This window comes from Streptomyces sp. NPDC051555 (assembly GCF_044454405.1).
Classification (GTDB): domain Bacteria; phylum Actinomycetota; class Actinomycetes; order Streptomycetales; family Streptomycetaceae; genus Streptomyces.
In genome coordinates, this window is sequence record NZ_JBITDP010000053.1 from 1 (window position 1) to 17,786 (window position 17,786).

15 protein-coding genes and 1 pseudogene are annotated in these 17,786 nt (G+C 68.0%); 4 read left to right on the forward strand and 12 right to left on the reverse strand.

The window, feature by feature from the left end; genetic code table 11:
- Positions 1 to 108 precede the first annotated feature (108 nt).
- From ACIBEA_RS42780 to ACIBEA_RS42815, 8 genes are all read right to left on the reverse strand, one after another.
- Positions 109 to 1,128 (reverse strand): 4-hydroxy-3-methylbut-2-enyl diphosphate reductase, encoded by a 1,020-nt coding sequence (locus tag ACIBEA_RS42780; protein WP_399269669.1) that lies wholly within the window; start codon positions 1,126 to 1,128, stop codon positions 109 to 111.
- Positions 1,125 to 2,222 (reverse strand): polyprenyl synthetase family protein, encoded by a 1,098-nt coding sequence (locus tag ACIBEA_RS42785; RefSeq protein WP_399269671.1) that lies wholly within the window; start codon positions 2,220 to 2,222, stop codon positions 1,125 to 1,127. Before ACIBEA_RS42785 ends, ACIBEA_RS42780 begins: the two co-directional genes overlap by 4 nt.
- A complete protein-coding gene (gene ispG, locus ACIBEA_RS42790; RefSeq protein ID WP_399269673.1) occupies positions 2,206 to 3,330 on the reverse strand; it encodes a flavodoxin-dependent (E)-4-hydroxy-3-methylbut-2-enyl-diphosphate synthase in 1,125 nt (374 codons plus the stop codon). Before ispG ends, ACIBEA_RS42785 begins: the two co-directional genes overlap by 17 nt.
- Positions 3,327 to 5,159: a 1-deoxy-D-xylulose-5-phosphate synthase gene (locus ACIBEA_RS42795; protein WP_399269675.1), complete on the reverse strand. Its 1,833-nt coding sequence runs from the start codon at positions 5,157 to 5,159 to the stop codon at positions 3,327 to 3,329. Before ACIBEA_RS42795 ends, ispG begins: the two co-directional genes overlap by 4 nt.
- A 236-nt stretch (positions 5,160 to 5,395) precedes the next feature.
- Positions 5,396 to 5,581, reverse strand: coding sequence for a hypothetical protein (locus tag ACIBEA_RS42800; RefSeq protein WP_399269677.1), 186 nt, complete (start codon positions 5,579 to 5,581; stop codon positions 5,396 to 5,398).
- Positions 5,582 to 5,583: 2 nt separating this feature from the next.
- Complete coding sequence (locus ACIBEA_RS42805) at positions 5,584 to 6,537, reverse strand: hypothetical protein (RefSeq protein WP_399269695.1); 954 nt, start codon at positions 6,535 to 6,537, stop codon at positions 5,584 to 5,586.
- A gap of 164 nt (positions 6,538 to 6,701) precedes the next feature.
- A complete protein-coding gene (gene idi / locus ACIBEA_RS42810; RefSeq protein WP_399269679.1) occupies positions 6,702 to 7,289 on the reverse strand; it encodes an isopentenyl-diphosphate Delta-isomerase in 588 nt (195 codons plus the stop codon).
- An 81-nt stretch (positions 7,290 to 7,370) separates the two neighbouring features.
- Positions 7,371 to 8,447, reverse strand: a complete 1,077-nt coding sequence (locus ACIBEA_RS42815) for a polyprenyl synthetase family protein (RefSeq protein ID WP_399269681.1) — start codon at positions 8,445 to 8,447, stop codon at positions 7,371 to 7,373.
- Positions 8,448 to 9,331: 884 nt separating this feature from the next.
- Between ACIBEA_RS42815 and ACIBEA_RS42820 the strand changes: the two genes are divergently transcribed.
- The 4 genes from ACIBEA_RS42820 (at position 9,332) to ACIBEA_RS42835 (ending at position 12,287) form a co-directional block, all read left to right on the forward strand.
- Positions 9,332 to 9,736 carry a hypothetical protein gene (locus tag ACIBEA_RS42820; RefSeq protein WP_399269683.1) on the forward strand — a complete coding sequence of 135 codons (405 nt, stop codon included), beginning with the start codon at positions 9,332 to 9,334 and terminating at the stop codon, positions 9,734 to 9,736.
- Between the two features lie 174 nt (positions 9,737 to 9,910).
- Positions 9,911 to 10,741, forward strand: a complete 831-nt coding sequence (locus ACIBEA_RS42825) for a hypothetical protein (RefSeq protein ID WP_399269685.1) — start codon at positions 9,911 to 9,913, stop codon at positions 10,739 to 10,741.
- The gene (locus ACIBEA_RS42830) at positions 10,741 to 11,721 is read left to right on the forward strand and encodes a hypothetical protein (protein WP_399269687.1); all 981 of its coding nucleotides are present in this window, start codon (positions 10,741 to 10,743) and stop codon (positions 11,719 to 11,721) included. Before ACIBEA_RS42825 ends, ACIBEA_RS42830 begins: the two co-directional genes overlap by 1 nt.
- Positions 11,718 to 12,287, forward strand: a complete 570-nt coding sequence (locus ACIBEA_RS42835) for a hypothetical protein (RefSeq protein ID WP_399269689.1) — start codon at positions 11,718 to 11,720, stop codon at positions 12,285 to 12,287. The genes ACIBEA_RS42830 and ACIBEA_RS42835 overlap by 4 nt, the downstream gene beginning before the upstream one ends.
- Before the next feature lie 64 nt (positions 12,288 to 12,351).
- Here ACIBEA_RS42835 and ACIBEA_RS42840 read toward each other — a convergent pair whose 3' ends face one another.
- The 4 genes and pseudogenes from ACIBEA_RS42840 to ACIBEA_RS42855 form a co-directional block, all read right to left on the reverse strand.
- The gene (locus ACIBEA_RS42840) at positions 12,352 to 12,921 is read right to left on the reverse strand and encodes a DUF6262 family protein (protein ID WP_399269691.1); all 570 of its coding nucleotides are present in this window, start codon (positions 12,919 to 12,921) and stop codon (positions 12,352 to 12,354) included.
- Positions 12,918 to 15,437, reverse strand: coding sequence for a tyrosine-type recombinase/integrase (locus ACIBEA_RS42845; RefSeq protein WP_399269693.1), 2,520 nt, complete (start codon positions 15,435 to 15,437; stop codon positions 12,918 to 12,920). Before ACIBEA_RS42845 ends, ACIBEA_RS42840 begins: the two co-directional genes overlap by 4 nt.
- Positions 15,434 to 16,597, reverse strand: a complete 1,164-nt coding sequence (locus ACIBEA_RS42850; protein WP_399269697.1) for a tyrosine-type recombinase/integrase — start codon at positions 16,595 to 16,597, stop codon at positions 15,434 to 15,436. Before ACIBEA_RS42850 ends, ACIBEA_RS42845 begins: the two co-directional genes overlap by 4 nt.
- A 92-nt stretch (positions 16,598 to 16,689) precedes the next feature.
- Positions 16,690 to 17,610: pseudogene (locus ACIBEA_RS42855) on the reverse strand (ISAs1 family transposase); the annotation flags it as partial.
- Positions 17,611 to 17,786: the final 176 nt, after the last annotated feature.

The following is a 17,786-nucleotide window of genomic DNA, read 5'->3' on the forward strand; positions in this document are numbered from 1 at the left end:
CTCCAAGCCTTCGACATCACCTTCGACGGCCGACTCTCCATCGGCCGGCGCTAACGAATCCAGCAACCAAAGCCACCGTTTACTGGACAGGCCCGCAATCGGTGGTGATCACTCCTGGGCTTGGCTGGCCGGGCTAGTTGGCCGGACCGACAGTTCGTCGGCTTCGGCGCGCAGGTTGCGGCGGAGTTCCTTGGGCAGCGAGAAGGTGATGGACTCGTCGGCGGTCTTGACGGTCTCCACGTCCGTGTAGCCGCGCGCCGCCAGCCATTCGATGACGCCGTCGACGAGGACGTCGGGGACGGAGGCGCCGGAGGTGACGCCGACGGTGGTGACGCCTTCCAGCCAGGTTTCGTCGATCTCGTCGGCGAGGTCGACCAGGTGGGCGGAGTCGGCGCCGGCGTCGAGGGCGACCTCGACCATGCGGACCGAGTTGGAGGAGTTCTTGGAGCCGACGACGATGACCAGCTGGGCGTCCTCGGCGAGCTTCTTGACGGCGATCTGGCGGTTCTGCGTGGCGTAGCAGATGTCGTCGCTGGGCGGTGAGAGGAGGTTCGGGAACTTGCCCTTCAGGGCGTCGACCGTCTCCATCGTCTCGTCCACGGAGAGGGTGGTCTGGGAGAGCCAGACGACCTTCGACTCGTCGCGGACCTCGACATTGGCGACGTCCTCGGGGCCGTCGACCAGGGTGATGTGGTCGGGGGCCTCGCCGGAGGTGCCGATGACTTCCTCGTGGCCCTGGTGGCCGATGAGGAGGATGTCGTAGTCCTCGTTCGCGTACCGGATCGCTTCCTTGTGGACCTTGGTCACCAGGGGGCAGGTCGCGTCGATCGTGGCGAGGTTCCGCTCGGCGGCCTCGGCGTGCACGGTCGGCGCGACGCCGTGCGCGGAGAACATGACGATGGAGCCCTCGGGGACCTCCTCCGTCTGTTCGACGAAGATCGCGCCCTTCTTCTCCAGGGTCTGTACGACGTACTTGTTGTGCACGATCTCGTGGCGGACATAGATCGGGGCCCCGTACTGCTCCAGGGCCTTCTCCACCGCCTGGATGGCGCGGTCGACCCCCGCACACATGCTCCGCGGGGCGGCGAGCAGGACACGGCGGCGTGAGGCGGGGGCCGGGGCGTTCATGTCTGCCTCTTCACTGCGGAGTCGGCGAGTGAGCGGAGCGCTTGGATGGCGGCGGGCTCGAACCGCGCCCTGTCGAGGGAGGCCATCGCCTGGTCGTAGCGTTCGGTGATCATGTTCTCGACGGTGTGGTCGGCTCCGGTGGCGCGGATGATTCGTCGTGCCGCCCGTGCCTGGACCTCGTTGAGGTCCGGGCATCCGATGAGATGCCGCAGTTGGTCGGCCTGCTCCCGCGAGGCATGCCGGTAGGCAAGCGCGATGAGGACGGTGGCTTTGCCTTCTCGCAGGTCGTCGAGTGCGGGTTTTCCGGTGGTGTGGGGGTTGCCGAAGACGCCGAGGAGGTCGTCGCGCAGTTGGAAGGCTTCGCCCAGCGGGATGGCGTAGGCGGACAGCGCGTCCAGGACCGGCTGGGGTGCTCCGGCGAGGGCGGCGCCGAGCTGCAGGGGGCGTTCGATGGTGTATTTCGCGGTCTTGTAGCGGATCACGGTGAGTGCGGCATCCACGTCGATGCTGTGCCGGTTTCCGGCGAGGTCGAGGTACTGGCCCAGGGTGACCTCGGTGCGCATCGCGTCCAGCAGGGGCAGCACGGCGGAAAGCTGGAGGGGGGCGGGGAGACCGGTGTGCAGGAGCTCATCGGACCAGCACAGGGCGAGGTCGCCGATCAGGATGGCCGCTCCTTGGCCGAAGCGGTCGGCCGACGAGGCGCTGCCGCCGCGCTGTGCGGCTTGGGAGCGGTGGATGGTGGGGTGGCCGCGGCGGGTGTCGGAGTGGTCCATGACGTCGTCGTGGATCAGTGCGAAGGCATGGAACAGCTCCAGGGACGCGGCCAGATGACAGGCCGTCTGCTGGCTGCCATGGGCGCCGGCGGCGTGCCAGCCGACCATGGCCAGCACCGGGCGGATCCGTTTGCCGCCAGCCGCCAGGAACTCCTGCAGCGGCCGGCCCAGGTTGGGCAGCCGGCTGCCGTCGGCAGCCTCTCGTGACTTGTGGGCGAGGAAGTCGGTGAGGACGTCCTCGGCGGCTGTTTTGAGCTGGTGCAGGTCGAGTTGGGGGCGGGGGCCGGGGTGAGGGGTGCGAGTGTCATGCCGGTGCCTCACTGGTGGGGTCGGTGAGTTTGAGGGCTTCTTCCAGGAGGGCTTCGACGATTTTGTTTTCGGGGACGGTGCGGACGGTTTTGCCCTTGACGAAGATCTGGCCTTTGCCGTTGCCGGAGGAGACGCCGATGTCGGCTTCGCGGGCTTCGCCGGGGCCGTTGACGACGCAGCCCATCACCGCGACGCGCAGCGGTAGGGGGAAGCCGTCGAAGGCGGCCTCGACTTGGGAGGCGAGTTTGTGGATGTCGACTTGGAGGCGGCCGCAGCCGGGGCAGGAGACGATCTCGAGTTTGCGGGGGCGCAGGCCGAGTGAGGACAGGATGTGGCAGCCGGCCTTGACCTGTTCGACCGGTGGGGTGGACAGGGAGACGCGGATGGTGTCGCCGATGCCCTCGCCGAGGAGGATGCCGAAGGCGACCGATGATTTGATCGCGCCTTGGAAGGCGGGACCTGCCTCGGTGACGCCTAGGTGGAGGGGGTAGTCGCAGCGTTCGGCGAGCAGCCGGTTCGCGGCGATCATCGTGAGTGGGTCGTGGTGCTTGACGGCGATCTTGAGGTCGGTGAAGCCGTGCTCCTCGAACAGCGAGCACTCCCACAAAGCGGATTCCACCAGGGCCTCGGGGGTGGCCTTGCCGTACTTGGCCAGCAGGCGCGGGTCGAGGGAGCCGGCGTTGACTCCGATCCGGATCGGTACCCCGGCCGCCGCGGCCGCAACGGAGATGTCGGCGACACGGTCGTCGAATTTCTTGATGTTGCCGGGGTTCACGCGGACGGCGGCGCAGCCGGCGTCGATGGCCTGGAAGACGTAGCGGGGCTGGAAGTGGATGTCGGCGATCACGGGGATCGGGGACTTCGCCACGATCTGCGGGAGGGCGTCGGCGTCGTCCTGGGAGGGGACCGCGACGCGGATGATGTCGCAGCCCGCCGCGGTGACGGCGGCGATCTGCTGCAACGTGGCGTCCACGTCGGCGGTGAGGGTGGTGGTCATGGTCTGGACGGTGACCGGTGCGCCGCCACCGACTGGGACATCGCCGACATGGATTTGCCGGGTGCGGCGGCGCACCGGGGTCTGGGAGGGAAGAGCGGGCAGGCCGAGATCGGTCGTGGTCATGCCGGACTCCCGTCAGAAGGGCCAGAAGGGCCAGAAGGGCGGAGGGTTTTGCCGGCGCGGGCCCGCAGCACCGTATAGACGATCTGTGCGGCGGACAGTCCGGCCTCGGCCAGGAGCTGTTCACGGTCCCCGTGGGTGATGAAGTGGCGGGGCAGGCCCAGGTTGACGACGGTTGTGGTGATGCCGGTGTCCCTGCAGCTCTGCGCGAGTTGGCTGCCCAGGCCGCCGGTGCGGGAGTTGTCCTCGACCGTGACCACCAGGCGGTGACGGTCGGCCAGTTCGAGCAGGGCCAGGGGGACGGGCACGGCCCAGCGCGGGTCTGCCACCGTGACGCCGATGCCCCGGGCCGAAAGCTCAGCCGCAGCCGCAAAACACGCTGCGGCCGGCGGGCCGTAGGCGACCAGCAGCACATCACGGATCCCGGAAGCGGACAGGACATCCACCACACCCTCCCGGCGCACCGCCGTGAGGTCCGCGCCCGTAGCACCCTTGGGGAACCTCAGCGCGGTCGGGCCGTCCTGGTGGGCGATGGCCTCCCCGAGCAGCTGCCGCAGCTGGGCGGCATCGCGCGGCACGGCCAGGCGCAGGCCGGGGACGAGGGAGAGCAGCGAGGCATCCCACATGCCGTGATGGGACGGCCCGTCCGGGCCGGTGATGCCTGCCCGGTCAAGGACGAAGGTGACCGGCAGCCGGTGCAGCGCCACATCCATCAGCACCTGGTCGAACGCCCGGTTCAAGAACGTGGCGTAGATGGCCACCACGGGGTGCATTCCGCCCATCGCCAGCCCGGCCGCCGAGGTGACCGCATGCTGCTCGGCGATCCCCACGTCGAAGAACCGCTCCGGGAATCTCTCGGCGAACGGCGCAAGACCGGTCGGCCCGCCCATCGCCGCCGTAATGGCCACCAATGTGTCGTCCCGCGCGCCGAGTTCGAGCAGCGTGCGCGAGAACACCGACGTCCAGCTGGGCCGCGCCGTACCCTGCGCGGGCACTCTCTCGGCCGGGGCGGGACCGACCGCGTGCAGCCGGTCGGCCTCATCCGACTCGGCCGGCCCATACCCCTTGCCTTTCACCGTGGCCACATGGACAACGACCGGCCCACCCACGGCTTTTGCCGCGCGCAGTACGTCCTCGACCGCGCCGGTGTCATGGCCGTCGACGGGACCGAGGTAGGCGAATCCGAGATCGGTGAACACATTCCGGCGACGCCGGGCGGTGTCCCCGCCCCGTAGTTCGGCCAGATGCCCGGCCAGTGCGCCGACGGTCGGGTCGTAGGAACGGCCGTTGTCGTTGACCACCACCGTCACCGGCCGCCCGCCCGCACCCAGATTGTTCAGTGCTTCCCAGGCCATCCCGCCGGTAAGTGCGCCGTCGCCGATGACCGCCACCACCGCACGCTCGGGCTCATCGTTCAGCTGGCGGGCCTTGGCCAGGCCGTCCGCGTACGAAAGGGCAGTGGAGGCATGGGAGTTCTCCACCAGGTCGTGCACCGACTCGCTGCGGGAGGGGTAGCCGGACAGGCCGCCCGGCTGGCGCAGGGTGTCGAACTCCTTGCTCCGGCCGGTGAGCAGCTTGTGCACATACGCCTGATGACCGGTATCGAAGACGATCGCATCGTGGGGAGAGTCGAAGACCCGGTGCAGGGCCAGCGTCAGCTCCACCACGCCCAGATTCGGGCCCAGGTGCCCGCCGGCCGTCGTCACCTTCTCGACCAGGAACTCTCTGATCTGCCTGGCCAGAGCCGGGAGTTCACCGGCTGGTACGGCACGCACTGCCTCGAGGTCGGTCAGGTCGGCCAGGCCGGTACGGATGGGTGTGGCAGCAGTCATCAGACTCTTCCTTCGCCTGGGTCTGGGGCGGGTGTGCCCGACACGAACCCGGCACACCTGCCCGTTGTTGCAGACGGGTGACTGCCGGGTACTACCAGTTACCAGTGCACTGCCCCGGCGCCGAGCCGCACAGAGGGGCGAGGCGGTGAATGTGTTGCAAGCGATGCGGCATTGCGCGATTGTGAAATCGGACGAGGGCGGTCCAGTTGACCCAAAGCCGGAGGAACGACGCCGAGTCAGGTTTCGTCGGTCTCTTCGGCGAAGTCGACGAGGTGGGCCGCGGGGAGGCCCACCAGGGCATAGGTGCCATGTTCTTCGCCGTGCTCGAGGTCGGCGTGCAGACGTAACCCAGGGGTTACGGATAGGGTGTTTGACCTCAACTCGATGCCCGCATGGAGACATGGCGGGGTGTCGGTTTTCACTTTCAGCCGGTATAGCGTCCAGCGTTGAATCCCCAGTCGTGGTTGGCTCGGAAATGGATCCGCATTGCGTCCTCGTGGCGGTCAACCGCGGAGCGCTCTGCGGGGGAGAGATTCAGGGTGCGGCACATCTGCGGAATTCCCTGCGCCAGTTCGATGTACTCTTTAATGCGGCCGTTGGCTGTCTCGACTACCTCGCCGATGGCATCTGCCCGCGAGCAGTTACGGCTCCTCATGATGCAGTGGACCAGATTGTGATCTCCATCGGCTTCTTCTTTCGCGAGTGAGTAGATGTCGTTGACCATGGAGACGTGGTCGGAGACTTTATCCAACATGGCTTGTGTAAGGCTGTTGTGCCAGGCCAGGCTGGGCATTTCGAAGTGGCCGGTCCGTTCGGCCATGTCCATGCCGGTCACGACCGCGATGGTCCTGCGTCGCGCCTTCATCTGGTCGTCGGGTGACAGGGTGATTCCAGCGAGCCGGTTGGACACTTCGGCGAGTTGCCCGTAGAAGTAGTCGGCCCAGTTGTGGGCAGCTCGCCTGACCCAGGTTGGTGACATTCCGATTGCCTCACGTCGCCAGACATCGCTGAAGGCAACTACGACAGGTGGGGCATCCAGTGATGCCGCTTCCTGGGGCTGGGCGAGCAGGGCAATCAGGTCCTGGCAGGTGGCCACGGCACTGTCGAGAGACGGCCCCGGGGGAACGTCGAAGGCGTCATCGAAGACGAAGAAGAACCCGCACATGTCATATCCGAGATCGAGGTCTTCCCCGGCGATATCCGGGTAGAAGTATGCGGCCGCTTCTTGCGTCTGACTGGCGACGTATCGCTCAACTTCCTCATCGTTGGCCACCAAGCCCATGCGGCGGGCCCAGGCGACATTGCGTTCGAGTGCCTGTGTCGTTCCCGAGTTGATCCGAGGGGGGAACGGAATGTCGAATTTCGCCTCGTGGTGCATGAAGAACACGTCCCCTTCGGGTGTCGCAAGTTTCCATTTTCTGCCTTTTGGTAGGAAACTTGGCATTCTGTTGTCATGGTCGGCGTGAGACCCAGATTGGCCGGTCCAGTGCGAACTAGCTGTGACCGGCCGTTGGCTGCTGGAATCGGAGAGCGGGGAAGCGGTCAGTGCAGCCCGCCGGGCAGTTCGTGTGTGGGGATTGACGGCCATTTCCAGGGGTCGGGCCCCAGCGCGGCCAGTTCCCTGATAGTGATCAGACTCCAAGGGGTGATTTCCGCCGCTCCCTCGGTGGCGGCAGCTACCAGGTCGGGCCATGCCGTCCAGCGGGTCGTTTCGACTTCATCCGGGTCCGGGCGGGGCGGTTGGGTCAGGAGTGCGCGGACGACGGGGCCGACTTCGTTCTCCACGATGCCGTTGTCCATGACTGCGCGGTAGCGCACCGCGGCCAGCACGGTGTCCAGGCGGTCGGGGTGTACGCCGAGTTCGGCCTGAAGCCTGCGGGTGACGGCGGCGTGCAGCGATTCGCCGGGGGCGGGGTGGCCACAGCAGCTGTTGGTCCATGCCCCGGGCCAGGTCTTTTTCGTAAGGGCCCGGCGGGTGAGCAGGAACTTTCCCTCGGGGTTGAAGGCGTAGCAGGTGAAGGCGAGGTGCAGGGGGGTGTCGTTGTGGTGGCTGGCGAGTTTGGGGGCGTGTCCGGTGGCTTCCCACCGCTCTTTCAGCAGCACGATCATCTCTTCCGGGCTGTCCGGCATCGGTCCTGCTCCTTCCGGCCTTAGCTGCTTACGGGGGTTCGGCATGATGTGTCCGGCCTGGTATCGGCCTGGCGGGGTGAGCTATTTCGTTCGTGCGGTGGCGGCGTGGGCGAGCTGGCGCAGTGCTGTGGTGGCGTGCGGAGGGAAGGCGGCTTTGTCCAGAGCGCGCAGGGCTTGCCGGAGGCGGGCATCGATCATGCGCTCGGTATGTTCGCGGGCGCCGGTGTCTTCGAAGATGGCGCGGACTTCGGCGGCATCGTGCTCTTCGAGGGCTGGGTGGCCCACCAGGGCGTGCAGGCGGCGTTGTTGTGCGGGGGTGGCATGGTGCAGGGCGAGGGCGAGGAGCACGGTGCGTTTACCTTCGCGCAGGTCGTCCAGGTTGGGTTTGCCGGTGTGGCCGGGGCTGCCGAAGACGCCCAGGAGGTCGTCGCGTAGCTGGAAGGCTTCGCCCAGGGGCAGGCCGATGGCGGTGCAGGCGTCCAGGACCCTGGCATCGGCACCGGCAGTGGCTGCGCCGATCTGCAAGGGGCGCTGGACGGTGCCGGTAGCGGTTTTGTAGCGGATGATCTGCAGGGCGGCGTCGACGTCAGTATCGAAGCGATCGGTGCCCAGCAGGTCGCGGTACTGCCCGAACATCACCTCGGCGAGCATGGCGTCGTTGAACCGGTGCACGCTCTCGCGCTGGTCGGGGGTGAAGCGTGCAGTGTGGAGGAGTTCTTCGGACCAGATGAGGGCGAAGTTGCCACTCAGCAGAGCTGTGCTGTCGCCGAGCTGCTCGGCGTGCGTGCGGTCTTGGTGACGTGCGCTCAGGGCGCGGTGGACGGTGGGGTGGCCCCGGCGGGTGGCGGAGCGGTCCATGAGGTCGTCGTGGATGAGGGCGAAGGCGACGAACATCTCCAGTGAGGCCGCCGCATGCAGGATGGTGGTGGTGTCGCCGTGGCCGCCTGCGGCATGCCAGCCCACCACACACAGCAGCGGCCGGATGCGCTTTCCGCCCGCAGTCAGGAAGGCCTGCAGGGTTTCGGTGATCTCAGCGGGATGCCCGCAGGCAGCTGCGGCACGTGCCTTGCTGTCGAGGAAGTCCGACAGCACGCGGTCCACCTGACTGCGCACGTCGGCCAGGTCGATCGGCCCGGCTGCGATGGCCTGAGAAGACATGGGACCTCACTTTGTGTGATCGACGGGAGGGGTGGGGAGTGCAGCCAGGTCGCCGCAGGAGCCCTCGCTGATGCTGGTCTAGGAGCGTTCTTGATGCTGCTCCGTCCTGCTCCGTCCTGCTGCGCAGGTTGCGGCGAAGATCGGCCGGGGTCTGGGGCGGGTGTGCCCGACACGAACCCAGCACACCTGCCCGTTGTTGCAGACGGGTGACTGCCGGGTACTACCAGTTACCAGTGCACCGTCCCGGCCACGGGCCGCACAGAGGGGCGAGGCGGTGAATGTGTTGCAAGCGATGCGACATTGCGCGATTGTGAAATCGGACGAGGGCGGTCCGGTTGACCGGAAGCCGGAGGAACGACGCGCCCCGAACCCCCGACACCCGGCTGCGCGCGCTACTTACCGGGTGGGTGTGGCAGCAGCCATCTGGTGTTCCTTCGCCGGGATCTGGGGCGGGTGTGCCCGATACAAATCCAGTACGCACCACCCGGGCGGGATCCCGGAAGCCGTAGGCGCCACCACTTGCGTGAACGTGTTGAACGGTTGTGCTCTTGTGAACGCGCGGCCCGCCGGTGACTGCTAACCCGTTTCGCCGCCGGAGCGTTCACACCGGCAGTTTCACCGAGCCGGGACTGACCTACGGGCCGTGCTTGACGTGGCGGGAACGGCTGTCTCGGCGGTGGCAGCAGCGTCTGCCGCACCGCCCGCGCAAGCAGCCGGACAGCCTCTGACCGGCAGCGTCGAGTGCACAGCGGGGATAGGCTTGAACCAGGCCAGGGGCCGTGGGCCGCTGGAAGTCGTGGGGCCAGGTGACCCGGGGCACTACCGGGAGCCTGGCCCGGCGCATGTCCGGCGGCGTTGTCAGTGTCGTGCGCAACCATGGCGCCATGACGACGGACCACCCTCGCCCCGCCGAACGGCAGATTCCCGCCTGGACTCCCACCGTCGGGCCCGGCTGGGCCACCCTGCTCGACCAACTCCACCGCAGCCTGCTCGACCTCGATCCCGACTACCGCATCGAGTCGTTCACCGTGAGGTTCGGCGGCCTGCGCCTCACCGTCGCCGACCGCTTCCAAGACGGCGACTTCGACGGCGAGTTCGCCGACCGGGCCACCGCCCTGACCGACACCGCCGAGACGGCCTCCGAGCACACCTGCGAGACCTGCGGCGCCCCCGGCCGCATCCGACTGCGCGGCGACAGAAACCGGGCCTGGATGAGTGCCTGCTGCGACACCTGTCGCCCCCACCTCCCGCCGCATCCCGCTGCCGCCCGAGCCCACGGGCAGGCATAGCCACCGTCCCTCTCACGGGTGCACCTCGCAGAGCCAGATGACGTGCCAGTCCCGCAGCGCTCGCAGCCCAAGCGCGTCAACGTGCCGTGTTTCACAGCCAGTTGAGTCCGTCATTCTCGGTTGTCGTCTGATTACACTGCGCGGCCGTCGAACTGACCGCGAGGGGACATTCGTATGAGCTACACAGATCAGGACGTGCACGAGGGCCGCCGGCTGATGAACGAGGGCTGCGAGAACCGCCTCGTCATCGGGGACAAGCTGCTGGCCGTCACGCCATCGGGCCCCGATGGCGACTTCGACCAGTACTGCGACGAGATCAGCCTGAGCCCCCGAACCGCCCGTGACTACCGGCACACCGCCCGCATGTGCACGCCGCCGGTGCGGCAGCTCGTCGCGGACAGCGGCGTTCACGTCAGCTACAGCGCACTTCGCGAAGGCGCCCGCCTGACGCCCTCGGGCAAGCCGTACGACGAGGGCTACCGCACACTGCGGTCGATGCTGGCCGAAGCGAGCGAGGCCGGCACCGGCCGGATCAGCGCTCCGCAGTACCGCCGTGCCCTGGGCGTCGGCCCGACGCTGCAGGATCTGTCCGACCCCGCCAGCGGCATGAACGTGGCCCAGTACCTGGGCTCCTTGCCGCCCGTGGAACGGGACAAGGTGCTGCGGGAGTTGGTGGAGGAAGACGACGCCTTCCGTGACGCGGCGAAGCGGGCCATCGACGACAAGCGCCGGCGCGACCGCGAGGGCCGCATCAATAACGGCTGGGAGAGGCCGAGCAAGGCCCAGGCCCTGGCCCGGGACCTGGTGCGGCTCAATGACCAGGTCACCGCGCTCATGAGCCGCTACCCGGCGTCCACCGTCTTGGACTTCACGCCGGAGGAGAAGGCGGCCTGCGTGGAAGCGCACGGGACCGTGGAAGTCCTGGCGATGTGGATCGGATCCAGGGTCAAAGACGACACTGCTGCTGGCGTGCGGGCAGCCGCCCCGGATCTGGTGGGTGTGTGATGGAGCTGCCCGCAGATGACGGTGAGGACTGTCTCAACGCTGACATCGAGGAGTTTGCCACCCACGACCGCAAAGGCGGCTGGGCCCGGGCCCTCCTGATCGCCCGCCGTGTCGAACCCGGTGAAGGGCAGGGCGAAAGGACCGATTTGCAACCTCGGTTCGGTCGAACCGAGGTCTTCCGGCGCATCAGCGCAGGGGAGTTCGCCCGCCGCTCGCATACCAGCCACAAGCGCGTCATGGCCTTTCTCGAAGCGTGGAAACGGGCAGCGGCCGACGAGCGTGTGCCCTCGATCCACAAGCTGACCCCCGGTGTTCAGGTCGACCTGCCGGACGAGGAAGAGATCCCGTTCTTCGGCGAGCACGGCTATTACCGCAGCTACGAGGCTCGCATGAACAACAACGAGCGACGGCAGGCGATCGAGCAGGAGGCCGAGCGGGCCGGCATCAAGCCCGGATCCCCGGTCTACGTGACCCAGCAGCCGAAGGCGCTGAAGACTGCGATCCTGGCGGACGCGGACACCCGGGCGGCCGCCCAGGAAGCCCTGGCGGAGTACGAGCGGCGCGAGGCACAGGCCGACCTCGAAGACCGCAAGGCCGCCGCCAGGGCAGCCGAAGAGGCTGCCCGCGAGTGTGACGCGACCCTCCCGGACCGTCAGGCCCAGGACATGGAGGCTGCGGAAGCCGCGGAAATCGAGCGGGCGGTCCGCGCCACGTCACGCGAGCCGGCCGAGGCCGATGTGGCCCTGCAGGTGTTCACCGAAATGACCGAGGTCCGCCTGGCCACGCTGCGGGCGCTGTCACTGCTGCAACGTCATCAGGTGCAGTTCACCGGGGACCGCAGCCGGGCCATCACCGAGTTGTGTGCGGCGTCGGAGGCGGCCATGACGTTCATCCGTGACTTGGTGGCCGGCCCGTACACCGCGTTGAACGACGACGCCTTGCAGGCGTTCTTGGACGAGAGCGAGAAGAAGCTTCGGTGAGCCCCAAGCGCAACAGTGATACCCCTTCTGGGCTGCAGCAGGACGCCATCGGCGTCCTGCTGTGGCTGCGGCACAACCTCGGCCGCGAGCTGTCGTATGCGGACATTGCCCGAGGGACCGGCATCCCCGACCGCCGCCTGCGGCAGGCGGTGCCGAAGGCGAGGGTCGCCGCGCACGAACTCGGCTACCGCCTGGAGCAGTTCATGCACTCGCGTGACCCGCTCAAGCGCGGAGCGCGGGTGACGCGTTTCCACGCCCTCGGCCAGGGCGACGAGTTCGGAGCCCAGGACGCTCTCATGGCCATCCGTAAGACCGTCGCCTACATGGGCGACATGCACCGGGCCTGCGTGTTCGAGGCCAACAATCCCAACAGCCTCGACCAAGAGGCATTCGGGCAGATGGCGGATGCCGCCGAAGGCAGCATGAGAACCATCGGCGGCGTGGAGAGGCTGGGCAGCAAGGCCGTCCAGAGGCAGAAGACGATCGTGCATATGGCGAAGGAGATCGCTGACCTCAAGGCCCAGATCGCCGATCTGACCTCGGACGAGTCGGCCGCGTCGGCCTGAGCGGCGCGCGATGTGCCGGCGGCCCGGCAGCTGATGCCGCCGGGCCGCCGTTGTCTGCCCCGTCTCAGGTGCGGTTGATCTGCTTGAGCATCCGTTTGCCCGCCTCCCGGGCGGCGGCCAGATCGTCCTGGCTCTCGGCAAGCCTGGACTTGAGGTCGTCGCGTTCCGCGCGTATCTCGTCGCGTTCCAGGGCGAGCCGTTCCACGGCCGTCAGGAGCTCGTTGACCCGCTCGGTCAGCTCCCTGGTGCCGGACTGGTCGAGTTGGGCGCCCAGTGAACGCCTCACGGCTTCCTTGAGGCGGTCGCGCTCGTCGCGCAGAGCCCTGTTCTCCTCCCGGACCAGGGCCAGGTCGGTGGCCAGGGATGCTGCGGAGGCATCCCGGCCGGCCTGCTTCGTGCGCCGCTCGGCCCTGGTCTGGCTCTTCATGGCGGCCTCGACGTGCTCGCGGACCCCCTCGGCGTAGACGAGCCATCTGGACACCCCTGCGGTGCGGGCGACGGAGTTGAAGGTGACCGTCTCGCCCCTGGACTTCATGGCGTCCACCGTGGCCAGCACCTGGGCCCGTTTCGTCTGGCTGTCCTTCTTGCGGCTGGCGCGCAGGACATCGCCGGAAGAGCGCTTCGGTGTGCTCATGCCGTGCTCCCGTCCCGCATGCCGGGCATGCCCAGGGACACGGCTCTGCTGTGTCCCTGGGCGGCCCTGACCTTGCGCAGGACCGCCGACGCCTCCTCGACCTCTGTGCGCTCGTCGGGGCCCATCGCCTCCAGCAGCTTGCCCATCGTCGCGGCGGTCCCCTTGAACGCCGCGATCTGGTGGTCAAGGTTCTTCACGACGAACTCGTCCACTTCCATCATGACCGCCATCTCCTTGTCGGCCTTGAGCCTGCGGATGTGGTCCTCGATGGCGGGCAGATACGACGGGTCGGGCCGGTAGAAGGGGCAGGCGGCACACTGGAACCGGATCGGGCACGACTTCCCGCCCGCCTTGACGTTGGACGGTTCGGTACAGTTGCCGAACGGCACCGCCACCGCGCGGGACTCGTACGCGGTCGCCGACGCCATCGGCGCGGACCTGCCCTTGCGGTCCACGGTCCGCAGGCGCATCACATTGACCGCCTCCCGCTTCCTCTTGTGACTGATCCGGTAGTAACGCTGGGTGGTTTGGGCTGATTTGTGGTCCATGAGGTCTTGCAGGACCTCGATCCGTACCCCGGCGTCCGCGTACCGCTGGCAGAACGAGTGCCGAAACGCGTACGGGTAGATCAGCGAGCGGTCGAAGGGCACCCGGTTGCCGTCCCGGCCGAACTCCTCGGACAGCAGCACGGGGATGTTGTCGGCCCACTGGCGGATGATCGGCGCGATCTGTTCGGGCAGCAGGTGGCGGATCTTGCCGTTCTCCCCGGCCGGCGGGAACAGGAAGTCCTCGCTGCCCGTGGGCAGGTCGATCCCCTCGCGCACGTCCAGCCAGGCACGGATGCTCTCCACGGTCTGCAGTTCGATCTCCAGGCGCCGGTTCAGCCGCCGTCCCTTGCGGTTGTCCCAGATCAACAGCCATTCACCGTCGACGTGCTCGAGGCATTTGGTCCGCAGCTCGGCGATCTCGTACGGGCGCCGGCCGGTGTCCCGCAGCAGCTCGTAGACGGTGCGGGCCATGGCGTGGACCTGCTCGGGCGTCATCTTGCCGTGGCTGACACCTTCACCCAACGCGTCGCGATGGTCGTCGAGTTGGTCGATGACGGACTCGGGCAGGGCCTTGCCGAAGTCGTCCTCGTCGACTTCCTCGGCCTTGATGACGTGGCTGGAGTGCCGCGTGAAGCCCGCCGACATGCCGTCCAGATGGCCCGCGGCCCGGTTGTAATCGAGGATCTTGAAGAAGAACGACAGCAGCGCTCCGCGCTGCTTGCTCGACATGGCCTTGCCGTCCAGTTTGGGCAGCACGCGGAAGGTGTCGACCACGGCGTTCATGTCGGCGAAGGCCAGGGCCGAGGGGTCCATGCCGCCTTCCGGCCGCAGGTCAAGGGCCCGGCCGACCGCCTCGCAGACGCGCAGGCCCCGTCTGGCCTCGGTCGTGGTCGGCTTCGTCTCGGCGATCCAGGTGACCAGGATCTGCCGCAGCCACAGCTGGCGGATGCCCGTCAGGTCCAGGCTGAGCGAGCGCTGGGTGGTGCCCCCGCGCAGGCTCTTGACGCCGAGTTCGGCCAGGTCCAGGACGTCCCGGGCCCTCGGGTCGACGCCCTCGAAGCGGTCGAACGCCAAACGCAGGATGCGGTGTGTCTCGCGGATCAGGGCGTCCACGTTCGCCTGCAGTCCTACCGGCAGCTGTTCGCCGGTCGCGGTGGCGATGGAGTCGGTCTTCCCCGCGAGGTGGGTCACCGCCTGGCGCACGGCGGCGGGGTCGATCTTCTGCCCGCGTGTATCGCGCTGCTGCAGCGCGTACAGCATCTCCAGGCGGGCCACCGGGTGCAGCGGGGCCAGCGAGAACTGGTGGACGTTGAGGAACGGTGCCTGCCGCTCCAGCCAGGCGGCAGACGGCGCCTGGCGCCTTCCCTGGGCGGTGGCCTTCTTCCAGCGGCTGCCGTGTATGCCGCACAGCCCCCAGGTGGCCCGCGCGTCGTAGCGACAGCCCGCGACCAGGCATGCAGGCGACGGCGGATACGGTGTCTGCCGCTCGACCCACGCCTTAAGTTCGCCGCCGGGGTCGCGCTGCAGATCCTTCTGCCGCAGCGAGCCGTGCGCGTTGCACAGGCCCCACAGCACCGAGTCCCGCGGACACCCCTGAACCTGGCATTCGGCCCGCTCACCGTCGATGACGCGGTTGCGGTCCGGCACATGGGTGGCCTTGAACTCCTTCAGCCCCAGGCCGCCCGTCCGGTGGGCCTTCTCGCAGGTGGCGCACAGCCCCCGCCGCACGCGGGTAAGCGCCTCGCAGGCGGCCACATCACACCGGTAGACAGCCGTGCCCGCGTGGTCGACATCTCCGCTGAACAGACGGGCCTGATCGCCCCATTCGCCCTGGCGCCAGCCGGGTTCGATCCGCTCGCGCAGCCACGCGGTCCACTGGTCCAGGACCTTCGAGGCCAGGCCGCCGGCCACCCGGTCGGCGCCTCGTCGTGGCGGGTGGAGCGGGACGACATTGCTGGACACCGTCACGGACGGGCTTCCTTCCTCTTGGCGGCGACCAGCTTTACGGCGTCGCGTTTGTCCTGGCCGGTTGCGTGGGTGTAGGGGTCCATCGACTGCGGCGACTGGTGCCCGGCCATGTTCTGGGCCACGTCACGGTCCACCCCCGACCTCAGCCATCGTGTGATGGCCGAGTGCCGCAGCATGTGCGGGCGGGCCCGGAACCCGGCCCGGGTCGCGAGGCGCTTGAACAGCTCATACGTGCTCGGGTACTTCATCGGCTCGCCGAGCGGGGCGCGGAACAGGTTCACGAACACCATGTCGCAGCTCTCCGCCTGTGCCACCGCGTCCCGCTCGTACCGGTAGGCGGCGTACAGCTCCACGGTCTGGGCCTCCACCGGGATCCACCGCGGATAGGGCGACTTGGCATACGCGTTGTTGCTGTTCAGGCGCCGCCGCACATGCACGTGCGGGCCCTCGACGCGGCAGCCCAGCGAGGTGGAGTCGGGCAGGAAGTGCATGTCCTCGCGCCGCAACCCCAGGCCCTCGCCGATCCGCATACCAGTGACCGCCAGCAGGGCCACCAGGAACCGATCCCGGGCGTGCGTCGTGCAGTCGAGGACCTTCTCGATCTCGGCGTCGGACAGCCACTCGTAACCCGGCACCGCGACCCGGTACTTGATGCGCTGGGCGTTGATCGTGCGGTGCTGGCCGTCCTCGCCCGGATCGAAGCCGGACGGCATGTGGTGGAGGAACCTCGGCTGCACGAGCACGCTCACCACCGTCTGCGGCACCCAGCCCTGCAGCGCGGACCAGGTCAGGAACTCCCCGACCGAGCCCATGATCTTGTTCGCGGTTCCCTTGTCCCGAAAACGCGGCTCCACCGCCGGACGGCGCCCCTTCGCCGGCAGCGGCTCTTCGATCAACCACCGCATCATTGCCATCAGTTGAGCCAGCGAGGGACGGGTCCAGTCCATGCCGTGCTCGGTGCAGTACGACAGATACAGGGCGACCCGGCCCGCGTACGTGCGCTGGGTGTTGTAGCTCCAGTCCTTGCGGCCCGCGAGCCAGGCACACGCCTCGGTGTGCAACTCGAACGCCTCGTTGACCACGACCCAGTACGTGGACCCGTCCCCCGATATGGCCCGCTCGGCTCGGTAGTGCCGGTGTAGAACAGCAGACATAGCCAATGTGCCTGACACCCTTTGGATACCTGTAAGGCAAGTACAGAACTACCCTACTTGCCTTACATACCTGACACCCTCAAGTCACCCAAGATAACCACGGTGACGACCTGTACGAGGCGTCGTTCGTGGCGGCCGTGGCCCTGGGCGTCGTCGCGGTGGACGACGGGGATCTTCTTCCAGGGCAGCGCGTGGAGTTGGCGAGCTTGCCCGCGTTGGTTGTTCTTGATGGTCAGCAGGTAGTGGGCGCCGCGTTCGTGCAGGTAGGTGGCGTGGCCGTGTTGAGCGTGGAGGGCATCGGCGGTGACGACGACCCCGGCGAGATCGGCGTCGTCGAGCTGGTCGAGCAGGGGTGCGAACTCGGGTATCTCGTTGGTCTTCGCGCCGATCTCGCGGGAGGCCAGGGTGATGCCGTCGCCGTGCCGGACAGCGGAGAGTACGAAGACCTGACTGCCATCCGGGCGTTTCGCGCCGCGCAGGCATTTACCGTCCACCGCGATGGCCCGGCGCCGGGAGCGCACCGGTTCGGCGCGGGCGGCCGCCCCGTGGGCACGGCGCTGCTCCCGCTCGATGCCACCGTCGGGCATGAGCGGCCCCGGCAGGCAGGGCCGGGTGGAGAGCAGGGGCCGCAGGTGGTCGTAGCCGGCCGCACTGACCTCGACGGGATCCAGGCACCCCAGCACGGTGCGCAACGTCTTCTCGCTCGGGATCCGGTACCGGCCGAGCAATGGGTGGTAGGGCAGGCCAAAGGCGGCCAGCTCCTCGGGGGCGGCGCGCCTGCACCACTCCGCTGCCGCGGTGATGGAGTCATGGCCCGCCGGGGTCATCGCGCAGACCGCCAGGGCCAGCAGCGACGAGACTCGATACCGCACCCCGCACGCCCCGCGAGGATCGGTGACCGACTCGAACTGGGCCACCAGGCAGCGGACTTGGTCTCGCGTGTCACCCGAGCCAAGGGCTTCCAGGCGGGGTGCCGGAAAGGCAGGAGCGGTGGCAGTGGATGATGGAGGAACGAACACGGCACCCTCGTGGATCTTGAAGCGTAGAGAACTCCATGATCCACCGGTGCCGTGTTCACCTGTTCCCGGGGCACGCCAACATGTCAAGCCCCGGGTTTTGTGGAGACTGAGTTAGCTGGTTTTCTGGAGTGACGCTGGGGGTTCGGTCATGTAGTGGGCGGCTTCGTGTTCGGCGG

What these genes read in the sequence shown, in the direction of transcription:
- ispG (WP_399269673.1), bottom strand. Translation starts at nt 3,330, where the DNA reads ATGACCACGACCGATCTCGGCCTGCCCGCTCTTCCCTCCCAGACCCCG.
- ACIBEA_RS42780 (WP_399269669.1), bottom strand. Translation starts at nt 1,128, where the DNA reads ATGAACGCCCCGGCCCCCGCCTCACGCCGCCGTGTCCTGCTCGCCGCC.
- ACIBEA_RS42825 (WP_399269685.1), top strand. Translation starts at nt 9,911, where the DNA reads ATGAGCTACACAGATCAGGACGTGCACGAGGGCCGCCGGCTGATGAAC.
- ACIBEA_RS42840 (WP_399269691.1), bottom strand. Translation starts at nt 12,921, where the DNA reads ATGAGCACACCGAAGCGCTCTTCCGGCGATGTCCTGCGCGCCAGCCGC.
- ACIBEA_RS42820 (WP_399269683.1), top strand. Translation starts at nt 9,332, where the DNA reads ATGACGACGGACCACCCTCGCCCCGCCGAACGGCAGATTCCCGCCTGG.
- ACIBEA_RS42805 (WP_399269695.1), bottom strand. Translation starts at nt 6,537, where the DNA reads ATGCACCACGAGGCGAAATTCGACATTCCGTTCCCCCCTCGGATCAAC.
- ACIBEA_RS42830 (WP_399269687.1), top strand. Translation starts at nt 10,741, where the DNA reads ATGGAGCTGCCCGCAGATGACGGTGAGGACTGTCTCAACGCTGACATC.
- ACIBEA_RS42815 (WP_399269681.1), bottom strand. Translation starts at nt 8,447, where the DNA reads ATGTCTTCTCAGGCCATCGCAGCCGGGCCGATCGACCTGGCCGACGTG.
- idi (WP_399269679.1), bottom strand. Translation starts at nt 7,289, where the DNA reads ATGCCGGACAGCCCGGAAGAGATGATCGTGCTGCTGAAAGAGCGGTGG.
- ACIBEA_RS42795 (WP_399269675.1), bottom strand. Translation starts at nt 5,159, where the DNA reads ATGACTGCTGCCACACCCATCCGTACCGGCCTGGCCGACCTGACCGAC.